The sequence below is a fragment of the Duganella flavida genome (genome assembly GCF_009857445.1).
Classification (GTDB): domain Bacteria; phylum Pseudomonadota; class Gammaproteobacteria; order Burkholderiales; family Burkholderiaceae_D; genus Rugamonas; species Rugamonas flavida.
Window position 1 is genome coordinate 78,158 of sequence record NZ_WWCN01000009.1, and the last position, 14,129, is coordinate 92,286.

Genomic DNA, 14,129 nt, shown 5'->3' on the forward strand with positions numbered 1-14,129 from the left:
GCGCCATGACCAAGTCCGGCCTGATCGCAATGTCCTTGATACTGGCGGCTGGTGCAGCGCAGGCGGCGCAATGGATGAAGGTGGGAGGAAGCAGCGGCAACGTCTTCTACATCGACAAGGCCAGCGTGATCAAGACCGAAAAGACGCGCAAGGCCTGGTCCATGCAAAGCTATGCGCGCGCGCAGAAGACGCCCGAGGGCAAGCTGTATCGCTCAGTGAAGATGCTGCACGTGTATGCGTGCGAAGACCATACCACCACTCTGCTGGCGCAGGTCTATTATCCGGAGGCGATGGGCAAGGGCGAACCGGTGGAGAACTACAAGTTCGAGAAATTCAATCCTGAAGACATTGTGCCGGACAGCCCGTTCGACAACGCACTCGAAGCGGCTTGCAAAATCTAGTTAGGAAAATTAGGGAAGACTGTCGCCATCAGCCAGGTCAGCCCGGCGCACACCAGCACAGCGAAAATCAGCACGATCAGCAAGCGGCCGAATTTCGGCGAACCGTCGTCTTCTTTGATGTCTTCCTGGTGAGGCATTTCAGTCCCCTGCAAAATTGGCATCGCCGTAGTATATTCCATTCATGGACTCCATCGACCTCGAAGTTTTAAAAACCAGCGCCGCGTGGCTCGCGTCCGGGCGCCGCTGTGAACTGATCACCGTCATCAAGACGTGGGGCTCCAGCCCGCGCCCGATCGGCGCCACGCTGGCCATCTGCGAAGACGGCACGGTAGTCGGCTCGGTCTCGGGCGGCTGCATCGAGGACGACCTGATTGCGCGTGTGCGCGATGAAGGTATCAGCCGCACAGTTCCGGAAATCGTCAGCTACGGCATCACCGCCGACGAGGCGCATCGTTTCGGCCTGCCGTGCGGCGGCACCATTGAATTGTCGATCGAGCCGCTGTCGGAGCGCAGCCGCATCGACGAGCTGCTGCAACGGCTGGAGCAGCATGAACTGGTGCAGCGCCGCCTTGATCTGCACAGCGGCGAGGTCGAACTGTCCAAGGCCGCACCGGGCGCACAACTGCAAGTCAGCGAGCAGGCCATGGTGACCATTCACGGCCCGCGTTGGCGCTTGCTGATTATCGGTGCCGGGCAGCTGTCGCGTTTCCTGGCGCAGATCGCCACCGCGATGGACTACCACGTCATCGTCTGCGATCCGCGCGAAGAGTACCGCGCCGGTTGGCATGTGGACGGCGTGCAGCTGGTGCACGACATGCCGGACGATGTGGTGATCGACTCGCAGCTGGACCGCCGCAGCGCCGTCGTCGCGCTGACGCACGATCCCAAGCTGGACGACCTGGCGCTGATGGAGGCGCTGAAGTCAGATGCCTTCTACGTTGGCGCCATCGGCTCGCGCAAGAACAACGCCAAGCGCCGCGAGCGGCTGGTGGAATTCGACCTGACACCGGAACAGCTGGCGCGCCTTCACGGGCCGATAGGCCTGTACATCGGCAGCAAGACGCCCTCCGAAATCGCCATCTCCATCCTCGCCGAAATGACGGCGATTAAAAATGGCGTGCCAACCGATATGATCGTGCCGCACGCCGCCGCGCCCACCAAGCCGGGCGACGCCGCCTGTATCGTGGAGATTGGCGCGATCTGACAATTCAATGGCAAGAATCGGCTGGCGCGTTACCAACGCGCTGGCTGACAATAGCGACTTCACACCACTGGAATCCGCATGAGCACCACCAACCTACTCCGCCTTATCCTGCTGGCCGCCATCTGGGGCGGCTCCTTCCTGTTCATGCGCATTGCCGCGCCGGTGCTGGGCGCCGCAGTGCTGATCGAATACCGCGTGCTGTTTGCCGCGCTGTTCCTCGCCGCGATTGGCGTGTTCCTGAAAAAGTCGCTGGACCTCAAACAGAACTGGAAACACTACTTCATCCTCGGCCTGTTCAACTCCGCGCTGCCGTTCCTGATGTTCGCGTTTGCGGCGCGCACGCTGTCGGCCTCCCTGCTGGCGGTGCTGAACGCCACCACACCACTATGGGGCACGCTGATCGCCGCTGTGTGGTCGCGCACCATGGTGAGCGGTAAAGTGCTGCTCGGCCTTGCGCTGGGCACCATCGGCGTGGCGCTGCTGGTAGGCTTTGACCATGTGAGCTCCAAGCCGGGTGCCGGCATCGCGATTGCGGCGGTGCTGTTCGCGTCCTTCAACTACGGCATCGCCTCCAACTACGCCAAGCAGGCCAAGGCCGTCGAGCCGTTCGCCAATGCGCATGGTTCAATGTGGGCCTCCGCGCTGCTAGTGCTGCCGGTGGTGCCGTTTTTCCCGGCGCCGGGCGAGCCGACCGTCGGCATCATGGGCGCAGTGATTGCGCTGGGCGTGTTGTGCAGCGGCGTGGCTTATTTGATCTACTTCCGTTTGATCCAGGACGTCGGCCCATCGTCGGCACTGACCGTGACTTTCCTTAGCCCGCTGTTCGGCATCCTGTGGGGCGTGATGTTCCTCGGCGAGACCGTGGGCTGGTACACCTTTGCTGGTGCGGCTATCGTCATCGCTGGCACAGCACTGGTGACGGGCTTCCGTCCAAGCTTTGGCATGAAGGCCCGTACCGCATGAAGCCATTCACGCTGGCGCTGCCGCAGGATTTTCGTCTCGACGACGTACTGGCCTTCCATCGCCGCGACGCCGAAAGCATCGCGGAAGAGGTCAGCACCGAGCGCCTGCGCAAAGGCGTGCTGCTGGACGGCGTGCCCGTGGTGCTGGATATCGCGCTAGCGCCAGCCAGCGCCAGCATCACCGTCCAAGCGGACGGCAAACTATCCAAGGCCACGCAGGAGCAAGCGCGCGAGGCAGCCATCAGCATCCTCGGCCTGCGCATCGATCCTGCGCCGTTCAGCGCTTTCGTTAAAAAGGACAAGCTGTTTGCCGCACTGGCGCGCAAGCAGCCCGGCCTGCGCATCGTGCAATCGGCCACCGTGTTTGAAGCGCTGACGTGGGCCATCATCGGCCAGCAGATCAACCTGTCGTTTGCGATCTCGCTGCGCCGCACCTTCATCCTGCAGGCAGGCCGCCAGCATAGCAGCGGCTTGTGGTGCTATCCCGATGCCCGCACTGCGGCAGCGCTGACGGTGGAAGACCTCACCAGCCGCAAATTCTCGCGCGCGAAAGCGGAGACCATACTGCGTCTGGCCGCGCTGGTCGCTGATGGCGACCTCCGATTGGACCTCGCTGACGACAACAACATCGAACAAATTTCAGCCGCGCTGCTGGGTGTCAAAGGCATCGGTCCGTGGACCGTCAACTACGGCCTGCTGCGCGGCTACGGCTACGCCGACTGCTCGCTACATGGCGACGTCGCCGTACGCGCCGCGCTGCAAACGCTGCTGGGCGAAGACGTCAAACCCGACATCAAACGCACCGAACAAATCCTCGCCGCCTACTCTCCGCACCGCACCATGGCCGCCGCCCACCTGTGGGCCAGCTTGCATCCTCGTGATTAAATTCCGCTTGAGCCTCACGCTACGTCAGGCTTTACGATCAGTGCATGAACTTCAAGGAGAACCTCATGCACGATCTGGACGAACTTCAGCAATGCGGCGCCGCCGCCAACCTTAAGTGGCTCGGCGTCAGCGCCACGCTCAAGCCCGATGAAGTGATGCGCATCTTGCAGGACGTGGCTTGCTGCACGCCGGGCAGCAGCATCACCTTCGACTACGCGCTTGCCACTTTTCAGCCGCAGATGCTGGAACACATGCTGTCGCAATTCGGTTTCCGCCACATCGAGCATGGCGATGCAGCCGCGGGCCTGGGCCTGATCAAAGCCACCGTTTAACGCTACACTGCAACGCATGGATAAATCGGTACTAAAAATTGGCGAACTGGCTGCGCGCTCCGGCCTCACCGTGCGCGCGCTGCATCACTACGACAGCATCGGCTTGCTGACGCCATCGGCGCGCGCCAATTCCGGCTATCGTCTCTACAACAGCGCCGACGTCGCGCGCCTGCACCAGATACAGACGCTGCGAAAATTCGGCATGTCGCTGGCTGACATTGCCACCTTCCTGGCCAGTCCCGATGCACCGTTTGCCGACATCGTCGCCCAGCAGATTTCAGCGCTCGACCAGCAGATCAAGCAAGCATCCGCGCTGCGCGAACAACTGAGCCGCCTGCAGCAGCAAATGAGCGGTGATGGTGATCCCGCACTAGAAGACTGGCTAGGCACGCTGGAACATATGAAGCTGTACGAACAGTACTTCACGCCGGACGAGTTGCGCCGCCTGCCCTTCTGGCAGCAGGATGCGCGCCGCAACGCAGTATGGCGCGCGATGGTAGACGAGGCGCAAGCGCTGATGGTACGCGCCATCCCCGCCAGCAGTGAAGAAGCCGGGCAACTAGCGCAGCGCTGGATGGAGACGCTGGAACGCGACACCGCCGCCAATCCCGAATTCGCGTGGCGGATGACCCAGATGCTGGAAAGGGAATCGGCAAAGCTGCACCATCCGCCGATTCCGCGCGCAGTCCAGCAATACGTCGGCGAGGCATTCAATGAACGCAAGATGGCTTTGTATGCGAAGTATCTGACTCCAGATGAAATGCAATATGTGCGCACCAATAGCAGCAAGCATTTTCAGGCATGGGTGGAACTGCTCGCCAAGGTTCACCGGCAAATGGAGGATGGGATTGAAGCCGAAGCTCCCGCTACACAAGCACTGGCACGCGAATGGATGCGTCTGTTCCGCGCGCGCGCCGGCAGCAATCCAGACACACAAGCGCGCATCCGGCTCGCCAACGAAAGCGAGCCCGAACTATTGAAAGGCACCTGGGTGAGCGACGCCACGCTGGACTACATCCGCAAAGCCGTCGCCGCTTGCGGGCCTGTTTGATTCAGCGTAAATTGAAAGTCAAATCCGCGTTCTACGATGGTGCGCTATGGACGATCATCTCAACAACCGCGCAGAACCCGACGCCCTGATCTGGAGTGAAACCCAGATCGGCCTGCTACGCGTCGGGCAATTCGATCAGCTCGATTTGGAAAACGTCATCGTGGAGCTAGAGCTCCAGGTGCAAGAAGACAAGGATGATGTCGCACGCCGCCTGCGCAGCTTAATGACGAATTTGCTGAAGTACGAATTTCGTCCGCAGCAGCGCTTACCACATTGGGCGAGCAGAATCCTATCTTGAGGCTATGCGCGAGGCTGTACATGATACCCATTTGCCGCGATCAGCCTTCCCGCAAGAGCATCCCTACCCGGCTGATCAAATCCTCGGCCTGAACTTTTCCCAGCCCAAAACGAAAAAGCCGTTGATCCTTAACGGTATCAACGGCTTTAGTATTTGGTTGCGGGGACAGGATTTGAACCTGTGACCTTCGGGTTATGAGCCCGACGAGCTGCCAGACTGCTCCACCCCGCGTCTGTGCCGTTATTATAGGGCAGATCTAGAGTTTAGGCAATATCAATCCCGAAAAGAAACGCGATAGATCGGATAAATGCCGAGCTATCATTATTGCCTGCACGCCGCGCAGGCGGCAATCGGTGTAAAGTAAGCATAAAATCGACTGCTCAACTAGCTTATGAAATTCTGTTCCGAATGCGCCTCCCCTGTCAGCCTGAGCATCCCGGCTGGCGATAACCGTCCCCGCTACGTGTGCACCAACAGCAGCTGCGCCACCATCCATTACCAGAATCCGAAAATGGTGCTGGGCTCGATCCCGGTGTGGGAACGTGATGGCGAACTGCAGGTCCTGCTGTGCAAGCGCGCCATCGAGCCACGCTACGGCTATTGGACGCTGCCGGCTGGCTTCATGGAAAACAATGAAACCACCAGCGAAGCCGCGCTGCGCGAAACGCAGGAAGAAGCTGGCGCGAATATCAAGCTTGGCAAGCTGTTCACCTTGCTGAACGTGGCGCGCGTCCATCAAGTACATATGTTCTACCTGGCCGAACTGGTCGACCTCGACTTCGCACCGGGCGAGGAAAGCCTGGAAGTCCAAATGTTCACGGAAAAAGAAATCCCGTGGGATGACCTGGCATTCCCCACCATCCGCACCACGCTGGAACTGTTCTTCGCTGACCGCGTCAAAATCCGCGAAGGTGGCAGCTACGGCTTCCACACGCAAGACATCATCCGCAATATGCGTTCGGACCTCGACCCCACGTGATCCCCTGGTTAGACACCCACACGCCTTTTCCCGACGTCTCCGAGGCGCTGACCACGGACGCGCCGGGCCTGCTGGCAGCGGGCGCCGACTTGTCGCCGCAGCGCCTGCTGATGGCGTATAAAAACGGCATCTTCCCGTGGTTCTCAGAAGGCCAGCCCATCCTGTGGTGGAGCACTGATCCGCGCATGGTGCTGATGACGGAGCAGTTCCGTGTCTCCGATTCGCTGAAAAAGACCCTGCGCAAAATCGAACGCAGCCGCGAAGAAGGCGGCCGCTGGCAAGTGCGCTTCGACTCCGCATTTGAAGAGGTGATGCGCGCCTGCGCCGCCCCGCGTCGCGACGGCCCCGGCACCTGGATCTCGGACGACATCATTGCCGGCTACACCGGCTTGCACCGCATGGGCTATGCGCACTCGGCAGAACTCTGGCTCGATGGCGCGTTGGTCGGCGGCGCCTACGGCGTCTGCATCGGTCGCATGTTTTACGGCGAGTCGATGTTCGCGCGCGTTACCGACGCATCGAAGATCGCCTTATCCTATCTGGTGCGCTTCCTGCGTGACAAAGGCGTAAGCATGATCGATTGCCAACAAGAGACCGGCCATTTAGCCTCGTTGGGCGCTGCGCCGATCGCGCGCGCGCAATTCCTGGCGCATCTGCGCAACAGTATTGAATTGCCTCAGATCACCGGATGGGAACCAATTGCACCACTCGCGCCAGCCAGTTAAGCTAGCATAAAGAATTCACCACCGGCCAGATAGGACGTGCATGACGCACCTGAACGACCTGCCTTTCGCGACGCTCCAGTTTTACACGACGGCGCCCTACCCTTGCAGCTACCTCGACAATCGTCAGGCGCGCTCGCAGGTAGCTACGCCTTCGCACCTGATTAATGCGGACGTGTACTCGGAACTGGTGAAGAACGGCTTCCGTCGCAGTGGCATCTTTACTTATCGGCCATATTGCGATGGTTGCCAGGCCTGCATTCCGGTGCGCGTGGTGGCTGAGCAGTTCCAGCCCAACCGCACCCAGCGCCGCGCATGGCTGAAGCATGGCGACCTGGTCGCGGGCGTAGCCACGCTGTCGTTCTCAGACGAGCATTACGAGCTCTACCTGCGCTACCAGAGCAAGCGCCACGCCGGCGGTGGCATGGACCAGGACAGCCGCGACCAGTACGCCCAATTCCTGCTGCAAAGCCGCGTCAACACGCGGCTGGTGGAGTTCCGCGAGCCGGGCGGCACGCTGCGTATGGTCAGCATCATCGACGTGCTGTCGGATGGCCTGTCCTCGGTGTACACCTTCTTCGATCCCGACATGGAGGGCGCGTCCTACGGCACCTTCAACGTGCTGTGGCAAATTGAACAAGCGCGCGAGCTGAAACTACCTTACGTTTATCTCGGCTACTGGATCAAGGAAAGTCCGAAGATGTCCTACAAAACCAACTTCAAACCGCTGGAAGCCCGCATCAAAGGCGTATGGAGCGTGCTGGGCGCCTGATAAAATACGGGCGACCACCAACCAGAGCGCCCCATGTCCAACAAATTCCTGTATTCCCTGGCCCGTCCGATGCTGTTCTCGATGGACGCCGAAGACGCCCACCACTTCACCCTGCCCGCACTGAAACGCGCCGCGTCGCTGGGCCTGACCAAACTGGTCAAGCAGCCGAAAGCCGATCCGCGCACCGTGATGGGCATTACCTTTAAAAACCCGGTCGGCCTCGCCGCCGGTCTCGACAAGGACGGCGCTTACATCGACGCACTGGCCGACCTCGGCTTCGGCTCGATCGAAGTGGGTACTGTCACGCCGCGCGCGCAGCCGGGCAATGCCAAGCCGCGCATGTTCCGCCTGCCGGAAGCGCACGCCATCATCAACCGCATGGGCTTCAACAATGGCGGCGTGGATGCGTTTGTCGCCAACGTGCAGTCCTCGCGCTTCTACCAGGACAAAGCCGGCGTGCTGGGCCTGAACATCGGCAAGAACGCCGACACGCCGATCGAGCGCGCCACTGACGATTATCTGCACTGCCTGGAAAAAGTTTATCCCTACGCCAGCTACGTCACCGTTAACATCTCGTCGCCAAACACCAAGAACCTGCGCCAGCTGCAAGGCGGCTCGGAACTGGATGGTCTGCTGAGTACGCTGAAAGATGCGCAACTGCGCCTGGCCGACCAGCACAAACGCTACGTGCCGCTGGCACTGAAGATTGCGCCAGACATGGATGGCGATCAGGTCAAGAACATCGCCGACGCGCTGCTGCGCCACAAGATCGACGGCGTCATCGCCACCAACACCACGCTGAACCGCGACGCCGTCACCGGCATGCTGCACGGCGCGGAAGCGGGCGGCCTGTCGGGCGCACCGGTATTCCAGTTCTCGAACACCGTGATCCGCTTGCTGAAAGCCGAACTGGGCGACGCGCTGCCGATTATCGGCGTTGGCGGTATTATGCAAGGCTCGGACGCCAAAGTAAAAATGGACTGCGGCGCGCAACTGGTGCAGCTGTACAGCGGCCTGATCTACGCTGGCCCGGCACTCATCAAGGATTGCGCCGACGCCCTCATCTAAAGGAAAGCACATGCAGAAGGTACAACTGGGTAACAGCCACCTGAACGTCACCAAGGTCTGCCTCGGCACCATGACCTGGGGCGAGCAGAACACCGAAGCGGAAGCACACAGCCAGCTCGACTACGCATTCGAGCGCGGCATCAACTTCATCGACACGGCGGAAATGTACCCAGTGATGGTGCGCGAGGAAACCTCGGGGCTCACCGAGCGCTACATCGGTACCTGGCTGAAGAAGACCGGCTTGCGCGACAAGGTGGTGATCGCCACCAAGGCTGCCGGTCCCAACGCCGGCATCACCTGGGTGCGCGGCGGCCGCGCGCGCGACTTCGACGCGGCCAACCTCAAGGCCGCAGTAGAGACCAGCCTGCAACGCCTGCAAATCGAGCATATCGATTTATACCAATTGCACTGGCCGAGCCGCAACGCGCCTATCTTCGGCAACAACGTGTTTAACCCAAAGCAGGAACGTCCGTGCATCGCCATCGAGGAAACGCTGGCCACGCTGGATGACCTGGTCAAGGAAGGCAAGATCGGCGCGATTGGCGTGTCGAACGAATCCAACTGGGGCGTGAGCGAATTCATCAAGCAGTCCGAGATGAAAAGCTTGCCGCGCATCGCCTCCATCCAGAACCTGTACAACCTGACCGCACGCCATTACGAAACCAGCCTGCTGGATGAGACTTGCTTCCGCGAGAATGTCGGCCTGCTGGCTTACAGCCCGCTGGCGTTCGGCCAGCTGACGGCCAAGTATCTCGACGATCCGAAAGCGCATGGCCGCCTCAACATCTTCCCGCCCAACTGGAGCCCGCGCTACCTGCGTCCGGGCGTAGTGGAAGCCACCAAGCGCTACGCCAAACTGGCGCGCGACAACGGCCTGACGCCGACGCAACTGGCGCTGGCGTGGTGCTACTCGCGCTGGTTCGTGGCCTCGACCATCATCGGCGCCACCAGTCTTGACCAGCTCAAGCACAACATCGACGCCTACGACATCGCGCTGCCGCTGGACGTGATCAAGCAAGTCGACCAGATCCACGCCGACATCACCAACCCGGGCCAATAACTCAAAACTTGAATATCAATAGTCAGAACCATTCGTGGGCCGCGTGCTGCCATCGCTGAACTTCCCGCGTCCGTCCGGCGCCGATGCCAGCGACGCCATCCGTCCCGCCCAACTGCGTGGCTTGTCGCCGGACCAGGTACTGGTGCTGGTGAATGGCAAGCGCCGCCACGCGTCGGCGGTGGTCAACGTCAACGGCACGCAGGGCCGCGGCTCAGCACCGGTGGACTTGAATGCGATTCCGCTGTCGGCCATCGATCACATTGAAGTGCTGCGCGATGGTGCGGCAGCGCAGTACGGCTCGGACGCGATTGCCGGCGTCATCAACATCATTTTGAAAAAAGGCGCGGCTGGCGGCGATGCTGAAATCGGCGTGGGCGCATACCAGAAGCACGACGGCAAACAAGTATCGCTGCGCGGCTCCACCGGGTTCAATCTCGGTGGTCACGCGTTACAGCAGCTTTACCGTGCCGCAGAATAATGCGGCGCTGGACCAGACTTACGATCCGCAGTGAGTGCTGGACTTGTCGGTGGGCGTCGACAACGCGACCGACCGCTATCCGGATCAAGTCACGTCGGTGAGCAACCTCAATAACAACGGCATCAATCCTTACAGCGGCTGGGCGCCGAACGGTTTCAACGGCCGCTATTACTACGCCAAGGCTGGTTTTACCTGGTAAGCGCAGCGAGCCGCCGACCCGGCAATGCGGGCGGCGGCGTGCCGGCCAGCTTGAATACGCTGACTGCCTGCGCCAGCAAGTCCGCCTGGTCGCGCATGCTTTGCGCGGCGGCAGCAGCTTGTTCCACCAGCGCGGCGTTCTGCTGCGTCACATCATCAATCGAGACGATGGCCTGATTGACTTGCTCAATGCCCGTGCTCTGCTCGCTACTGGCGGCGCTGATCTGGTTCATGATATCCGCCACTTGCGCCACCGATTGCACGATGCTTTGCATGGTGCTGCCAGCCTGATCGACCAGCGCCGCGCCTGCATCCACGGTTTCTACCGAACGCCCGATCAGCTCCTTGATTTCCTTGGCCGCGCCAGCCGAGCGCTGCGCCAGCACCCGCACTTCCGACGCCACCACTGCAAAGCCCCGGCCCTGCTCGCCGGCACGCGCCGCTTCCACCGCTGCATTCAGTGCCAGGATGTTGGTCTGGAATGCGATGCCATCAATCACGCTAATAATGTCGACGATCTTGCTGGAGCTTTCCTTGATCGCGCCCATCGTCGTCACCACCTCGCCCACCACTTGCCCGCCCTTGGTGGCGTAATCAGAAGCCGCCACCACCAGCTTGGTCGCCTCACGCGCATTGGCGGCATTCTGCGACACGGTGGACGTCAGTTCTTCCATCGACGATGCCGTCTCTTCCAGGCTGGACGCCTGCTGCTCCGTGCGCGTCGACAAATCCAGATTGCCGCTGGCGATTTCGTTGGAGGCCGTGGTGATCGTATCCGTACCCGAACGCACTTGTCCCACCGTGCGCGCCAGTGCATCGTTCATGTCGATCAGTGCGCGCAACAGCTGGCCGGTTTCGTCGGTGGTGTTGCACTCCATGCGCATCGTCAGGTCGCCGCCGGCCACCGCTTGTGCCATGCCGACCGCACGGTTCAGCGGCTGCGTGATGCTGCGCGTAATCACGTACAGCACCCACGCCGCCAGCGCTGCCGCCACCACCGTCAGAATCACCATCGTCGTGCGCGAGCTGCTGTAGGCTTGCTCGGCCACGACGTTGGTCTCTTCAATGGCAGCGGTTTGAAACTTGACCATGTCGGTCAACGCGTTCATGTAGGCGGTTTGCTCCTTGCGCACCGTGGTCAGCAGGTATTTGACCACTTCATCGTGCTTGCTGCTATCGCCCGACATGCCAACGAAGGCGTTCTGCACCACCAGATATTTTTCGCGCGCGTCCAGCACCGCCTGCAGCTTGGCCTTGCTTTGCGCGTCGTCGTCATCGGCAATCAGCTTGCCCAATTTGTCGAGCCGCTCGGCGTTTTCCTGTTTGCGTTTTTCAACGCGCTCCAGTTCGGCCTTCACCACCGCCGGCTCGTTGGACAGCATGGCGTTACGCATCGCGCGGGCGATGTCGTTCAAGCCGCCTATCGTTTCGTAAGCCAGTATCACCTTGGGAACTTTGTCGGTGGCGAGGTCCTTGGTGTTGTTATTCAACTTGCCAAGATTGCCAATACCAACCACGGAGATGCCAATCATGAAGATGATCGCGACACCCAAACCGGCCGCCAGCCGGTAGCCGATTTTCCAATTGCCGATGCCCATACGGTGCTCCCCGGTGTTGGTTGCAGGGATTCAGTATAGGGTCATTCGTTCAGGAGAAACGGGAAAATATGACAACTGTTCTGCTGCCGCCACACTGTCGTGGCGGCAGCAGGGGAATCAGGAGAGATCCCCGCCGTTGAGGGCGGCGTCAATGTCGGCGCGGGTCAGGTCCGGCGCGAATTGCTGGATGAAATGGTAGGCATAGGAACGCAGGTAGGCGCCCTTGCGCACTGCCAGACGGGTGGTGTTTTGCGCGAACAGGTGCGACGCTTCCACTGCGCGCATGCCTTTATCGCGGCCGTGGTCAAACGCCATCGAAGCGACGATGCCCACGCCCAGACCCAGCGACACATATTGCTTGATCACGTCCGAATCCATCGCGGTCAGCACGATGTCAGGGCGCACGCCGGCTTGTTCGAAGGCCGCATCGATGTGGCCGCGACCGGTGAAGCCGACGTCGTAAGTAATCAGCGGGAACTCGGCCAGGTCTTCCAGCTTGATCGGCGAACGCGTCAACAGCGGGTGGCCATCCGGTACCACGATCAAGTGGCTCCAGCGGTAGCACGGGAACGACACCAGATCCGGGAATTGCGACAAGCCTTCGGTCGCGATGCCGATGTCGGTCTTGCCCGACAAAATCCATTCGGCGATGTGCTCGGGCGCACTCTGCTGCAAAGCGATGCGCACGTCCGGATACGCGGTGCGGAAGCTCTGCACCACTTTCGGCAGCGCGTAGCGTGCCTGCGTGTGGGTGGCCGCCACGCTCAAGGTGCCGCTTTGCTGGCCGGTGTATTCGAGACTGGCTTGCTGCAAGTTCTCGGCTTCGATCAGCAGGCGGTCGATAATCTTCAGGATGCCTTTGCCTGGCTCGGTCATGCCGGTCAGGCGCTTGCCGTTACGCTCAAAAATCACAACGCCCAGTTCGTCTTCCAGCTCACGAATCTGGCGCGACACGCCAGGCTGCGAGGTGAACAGGGCATTCGCTACTTCAGTCAGGTTGTAGCCACGACGGGCGGCTTCGCGGATGGACCGCAGCTGTTGAAAATTCATATGGACGCTCCTTCGTCGACGAACACGCGCAGACGTTTTGGTCGCACTACCAGCGTCTCGCCTTCTTTCAGGTCGAGGCTGCTGAAGCGCTCGTTAGGGATAACTGCTTCGATCAGTTCGGCGTTGTCGCCGCGCTCGAGGTCGAGCTGGGCCAGCGGGCCGATCGCATGCGCGCGGCGCAGCTTGACCACAATGCCTTCCGCGCCCGGCGTGTAGCGGTCCACATCGAGTTCGTGTGGACGCACATACGCAGTGCCCTTGCCATCCGCACCCGGCTGGCCCGGTACATTAAAGCTGGCGTCGCCACTGGCCAGCACGCCGTCTTGCACGCGGCCATGGAATACGTTGACGTTGCCGAGGAAGCCGTACACGAATGGCGAGGCCGGATGGTTGTACACCTCGTCCGGTGCGCCGATTTGTTCGACGTTACCTTTGTTCATCAGCACCACTTGGTCGGCTACTTCCAGCGCTTCTTCCTGGTCATGGGTCACGAAAATGGAAGTCACATGCAGTTCGTCGTGCAGACGGCGCAGCCAGCGGCGCAGTTCCTTGCGCACTTTCGCGTCCAGCGCGCCGAACGGTTCATCCAGCAGCAGCACGCGCGGCTCGACCGCCAGCGCGCGCGCCAGTGCGATACGCTGGCGTTGGCCGCCCGACAGTTGCGGTGGATAGCGATCGGCCAGCCAGTCCAGCTGCACCAGTTCCAGCAGGTCCTTCACCTTGCGGCGGATCTGGTCTTCCGATGGACGCTCTGAACGCTTCTTGACGCGCAGGCCGAAGGCGACGTTTTCAAACACCGTCATGTGCTTGAACAGCGCGTAGTGCTGAAACACGAAGCCAACCTGGCGCTCGCGCACGTGACGGTCGGACGAATCCTGACCATCCAGCAGCACCTGCCCCGAGTCCGGATGCTCAAGGCCGGCGATGCAGCGCAGCAGCGTGGTCTTGCCGCAGCCCGACGGGCCCAGCAGCGCGGTCAGTTCACCTTGCGGGAAGTCCAGCGAGATATTGTTGAGGGCGACGAAATCGCCGAAACGCTTGTTGATGTTTTTAACTTGGATCGTCATGGTA

17 protein-coding genes, 1 tRNA gene and 1 pseudogene are annotated in these 14,129 nt (G+C 60.9%); 14 read left to right on the forward strand and 5 right to left on the reverse strand.

All coding sequences use genetic code 11. The features are described from left to right. Positions 1–5 precede the first annotated feature (5 nt). Complete coding sequence (locus tag GTP46_RS15360; RefSeq protein ID WP_161007517.1) at positions 6–401, forward strand: surface-adhesin E family protein; 396 nt, start codon at positions 6–8, stop codon at positions 399–401. Here GTP46_RS15360 and GTP46_RS29490 read toward each other — a convergent pair. Then, positions 398–538 (reverse strand): hypothetical protein, encoded by a 141-nt coding sequence (locus GTP46_RS29490; RefSeq protein ID WP_202414292.1) that lies wholly within the window; start codon positions 536–538, stop codon positions 398–400. The genes GTP46_RS15360 and GTP46_RS29490 overlap by 4 nt on opposite strands. Before the next feature lie 44 nt (positions 539–582). Between GTP46_RS29490 and GTP46_RS15365 the strand changes: the two genes are divergently transcribed. The 6 genes from GTP46_RS15365 (at position 583) to GTP46_RS15390 (ending at position 5,133) form a co-directional block, all read left to right on the forward strand. Further along, positions 583–1,605 carry an XdhC family protein gene (locus GTP46_RS15365; protein WP_161007518.1) on the forward strand — a complete coding sequence of 341 codons (1,023 nt, stop codon included), beginning with the start codon at positions 583–585 and terminating at the stop codon, positions 1,603–1,605. Between the two features lie 78 nt (positions 1,606–1,683). Beyond that, complete coding sequence (locus tag GTP46_RS15370; protein ID WP_161007519.1) at positions 1,684–2,568, forward strand: DMT family transporter; 885 nt, start codon at positions 1,684–1,686, stop codon at positions 2,566–2,568. Next, positions 2,565–3,452 (forward strand): DNA-3-methyladenine glycosylase family protein, encoded by an 888-nt coding sequence (locus GTP46_RS15375; RefSeq protein WP_161007520.1) that lies wholly within the window; start codon positions 2,565–2,567, stop codon positions 3,450–3,452. Before GTP46_RS15370 ends, GTP46_RS15375 begins: the two co-directional genes overlap by 4 nt. 65 nt (positions 3,453–3,517) lie before the next feature. Next, positions 3,518–3,784 (forward strand): hypothetical protein, encoded by a 267-nt coding sequence (locus GTP46_RS15380; RefSeq protein ID WP_161007521.1) that lies wholly within the window; start codon positions 3,518–3,520, stop codon positions 3,782–3,784. A 16-nt stretch (positions 3,785–3,800) separates the two neighbouring features. Next, positions 3,801–4,835 (forward strand): MerR family transcriptional regulator, encoded by a 1,035-nt coding sequence (locus GTP46_RS15385; protein WP_161007522.1) that lies wholly within the window; start codon positions 3,801–3,803, stop codon positions 4,833–4,835. 46 nt (positions 4,836–4,881) lie between these two features. Beyond that, the gene (locus GTP46_RS15390; protein ID WP_161007523.1) at positions 4,882–5,133 is read left to right on the forward strand and encodes a DUF29 family protein; all 252 of its coding nucleotides are present in this window, start codon (positions 4,882–4,884) and stop codon (positions 5,131–5,133) included. A 154-nt stretch (positions 5,134–5,287) separates the two neighbouring features. Here the strand turns inward: GTP46_RS15390 and GTP46_RS15395 are convergent. Next, positions 5,288–5,364: transfer RNA gene (locus GTP46_RS15395), tRNA-Met, on the reverse strand. A 160-nt stretch (positions 5,365–5,524) separates the two neighbouring features. On the opposite strand from GTP46_RS15395, the gene GTP46_RS15400 reads away from it, so the two are divergent. From GTP46_RS15400 to GTP46_RS15430, 7 genes and pseudogenes are all read left to right on the forward strand, one after another. Beyond that, a complete protein-coding gene (locus GTP46_RS15400; RefSeq protein ID WP_161007524.1) occupies positions 5,525–6,112 on the forward strand; it encodes an NUDIX hydrolase in 588 nt (195 codons plus the stop codon). Continuing rightward, on the forward strand, positions 6,109–6,837 hold the full coding sequence (gene aat / locus GTP46_RS15405; RefSeq protein WP_161007525.1) for a leucyl/phenylalanyl-tRNA--protein transferase: 729 nt from the start codon (positions 6,109–6,111) through the stop codon (positions 6,835–6,837). The genes GTP46_RS15400 and aat overlap by 4 nt, the downstream gene beginning before the upstream one ends. 40 nt (positions 6,838–6,877) lie before the next feature. Then, positions 6,878–7,606 carry an arginyltransferase gene (locus tag GTP46_RS15410; protein WP_161007526.1) on the forward strand — a complete coding sequence of 243 codons (729 nt, stop codon included), beginning with the start codon at positions 6,878–6,880 and terminating at the stop codon, positions 7,604–7,606. A 33-nt stretch (positions 7,607–7,639) separates the two neighbouring features. Next, positions 7,640–8,674 (forward strand): quinone-dependent dihydroorotate dehydrogenase, encoded by a 1,035-nt coding sequence (locus GTP46_RS15415; protein WP_161007527.1) that lies wholly within the window; start codon positions 7,640–7,642, stop codon positions 8,672–8,674. 10 nt (positions 8,675–8,684) lie between these two features. After that, positions 8,685–9,734 (forward strand): aldo/keto reductase, encoded by a 1,050-nt coding sequence (locus tag GTP46_RS15420; protein ID WP_161007528.1) that lies wholly within the window; start codon positions 8,685–8,687, stop codon positions 9,732–9,734. 34 nt (positions 9,735–9,768) lie between these two features. Beyond that, positions 9,769–10,173: pseudogene (locus GTP46_RS15425) on the forward strand (TonB-dependent receptor plug domain-containing protein); the annotation flags it as partial. Between the two features lie 73 nt (positions 10,174–10,246). Then, the gene (locus GTP46_RS15430) at positions 10,247–10,411 is read left to right on the forward strand and encodes a hypothetical protein (protein WP_161007529.1); all 165 of its coding nucleotides are present in this window, start codon (positions 10,247–10,249) and stop codon (positions 10,409–10,411) included. On the opposite strand, the gene GTP46_RS15435 is transcribed toward GTP46_RS15430, so the two are convergent. The 3 genes from GTP46_RS15435 to GTP46_RS15445 all read right to left on the reverse strand — a co-directional run bounded on the left by GTP46_RS15435 (position 10,401) and on the right by GTP46_RS15445 (position 14,125). Then, positions 10,401–12,008, reverse strand: a complete 1,608-nt coding sequence (locus tag GTP46_RS15435; RefSeq protein WP_161007530.1) for a methyl-accepting chemotaxis protein — start codon at positions 12,006–12,008, stop codon at positions 10,401–10,403. The genes GTP46_RS15430 and GTP46_RS15435 overlap by 11 nt on opposite strands. Before the next feature lie 117 nt (positions 12,009–12,125). Further along, positions 12,126–13,058: a CysB family HTH-type transcriptional regulator gene (locus tag GTP46_RS15440; RefSeq protein ID WP_161007531.1), complete on the reverse strand. Its 933-nt coding sequence runs from the start codon at positions 13,056–13,058 to the stop codon at positions 12,126–12,128. Further along, entirely contained in the window at positions 13,055–14,125 is a 1,071-nt protein-coding gene (locus tag GTP46_RS15445) for a sulfate/molybdate ABC transporter ATP-binding protein (protein ID WP_161007532.1), read from the reverse strand. Before GTP46_RS15445 ends, GTP46_RS15440 begins: the two co-directional genes overlap by 4 nt. Between the last annotated feature and the right edge of the window lie 4 nt (positions 14,126–14,129).

Coding starts and splice junctions, on each gene's coding strand:
- GTP46_RS15440 (WP_161007531.1), bottom strand. CDS start 13,058: ATGAATTTTCAACAGCTGCGGTCCATCCGCGAAGCCGCCCGTCGTGGC.
- GTP46_RS15400 (WP_161007524.1), top strand. CDS start 5,525: ATGAAATTCTGTTCCGAATGCGCCTCCCCTGTCAGCCTGAGCATCCCG.
- GTP46_RS15375 (WP_161007520.1), top strand. CDS start 2,565: ATGAAGCCATTCACGCTGGCGCTGCCGCAGGATTTTCGTCTCGACGAC.
- GTP46_RS15370 (WP_161007519.1), top strand. CDS start 1,684: ATGAGCACCACCAACCTACTCCGCCTTATCCTGCTGGCCGCCATCTGG.
- GTP46_RS29490 (WP_202414292.1), bottom strand. CDS start 538: ATGCCTCACCAGGAAGACATCAAAGAAGACGACGGTTCGCCGAAATTC.
- GTP46_RS15435 (WP_161007530.1), bottom strand. CDS start 12,008: ATGGGCATCGGCAATTGGAAAATCGGCTACCGGCTGGCGGCCGGTTTG.
- GTP46_RS15420 (WP_161007528.1), top strand. CDS start 8,685: ATGCAGAAGGTACAACTGGGTAACAGCCACCTGAACGTCACCAAGGTC.
- GTP46_RS15360 (WP_161007517.1), top strand. CDS start 6: ATGACCAAGTCCGGCCTGATCGCAATGTCCTTGATACTGGCGGCTGGT.
- GTP46_RS15385 (WP_161007522.1), top strand. CDS start 3,801: ATGGATAAATCGGTACTAAAAATTGGCGAACTGGCTGCGCGCTCCGGC.
- GTP46_RS15365 (WP_161007518.1), top strand. CDS start 583: ATGGACTCCATCGACCTCGAAGTTTTAAAAACCAGCGCCGCGTGGCTC.
- GTP46_RS15415 (WP_161007527.1), top strand. CDS start 7,640: ATGTCCAACAAATTCCTGTATTCCCTGGCCCGTCCGATGCTGTTCTCG.
- GTP46_RS15390 (WP_161007523.1), top strand. CDS start 4,882: ATGGACGATCATCTCAACAACCGCGCAGAACCCGACGCCCTGATCTGG.
- GTP46_RS15410 (WP_161007526.1), top strand. CDS start 6,878: ATGACGCACCTGAACGACCTGCCTTTCGCGACGCTCCAGTTTTACACG.
- GTP46_RS15445 (WP_161007532.1), bottom strand. CDS start 14,125: ATGACGATCCAAGTTAAAAACATCAACAAGCGTTTCGGCGATTTCGTC.
- GTP46_RS15380 (WP_161007521.1), top strand. CDS start 3,518: ATGCACGATCTGGACGAACTTCAGCAATGCGGCGCCGCCGCCAACCTT.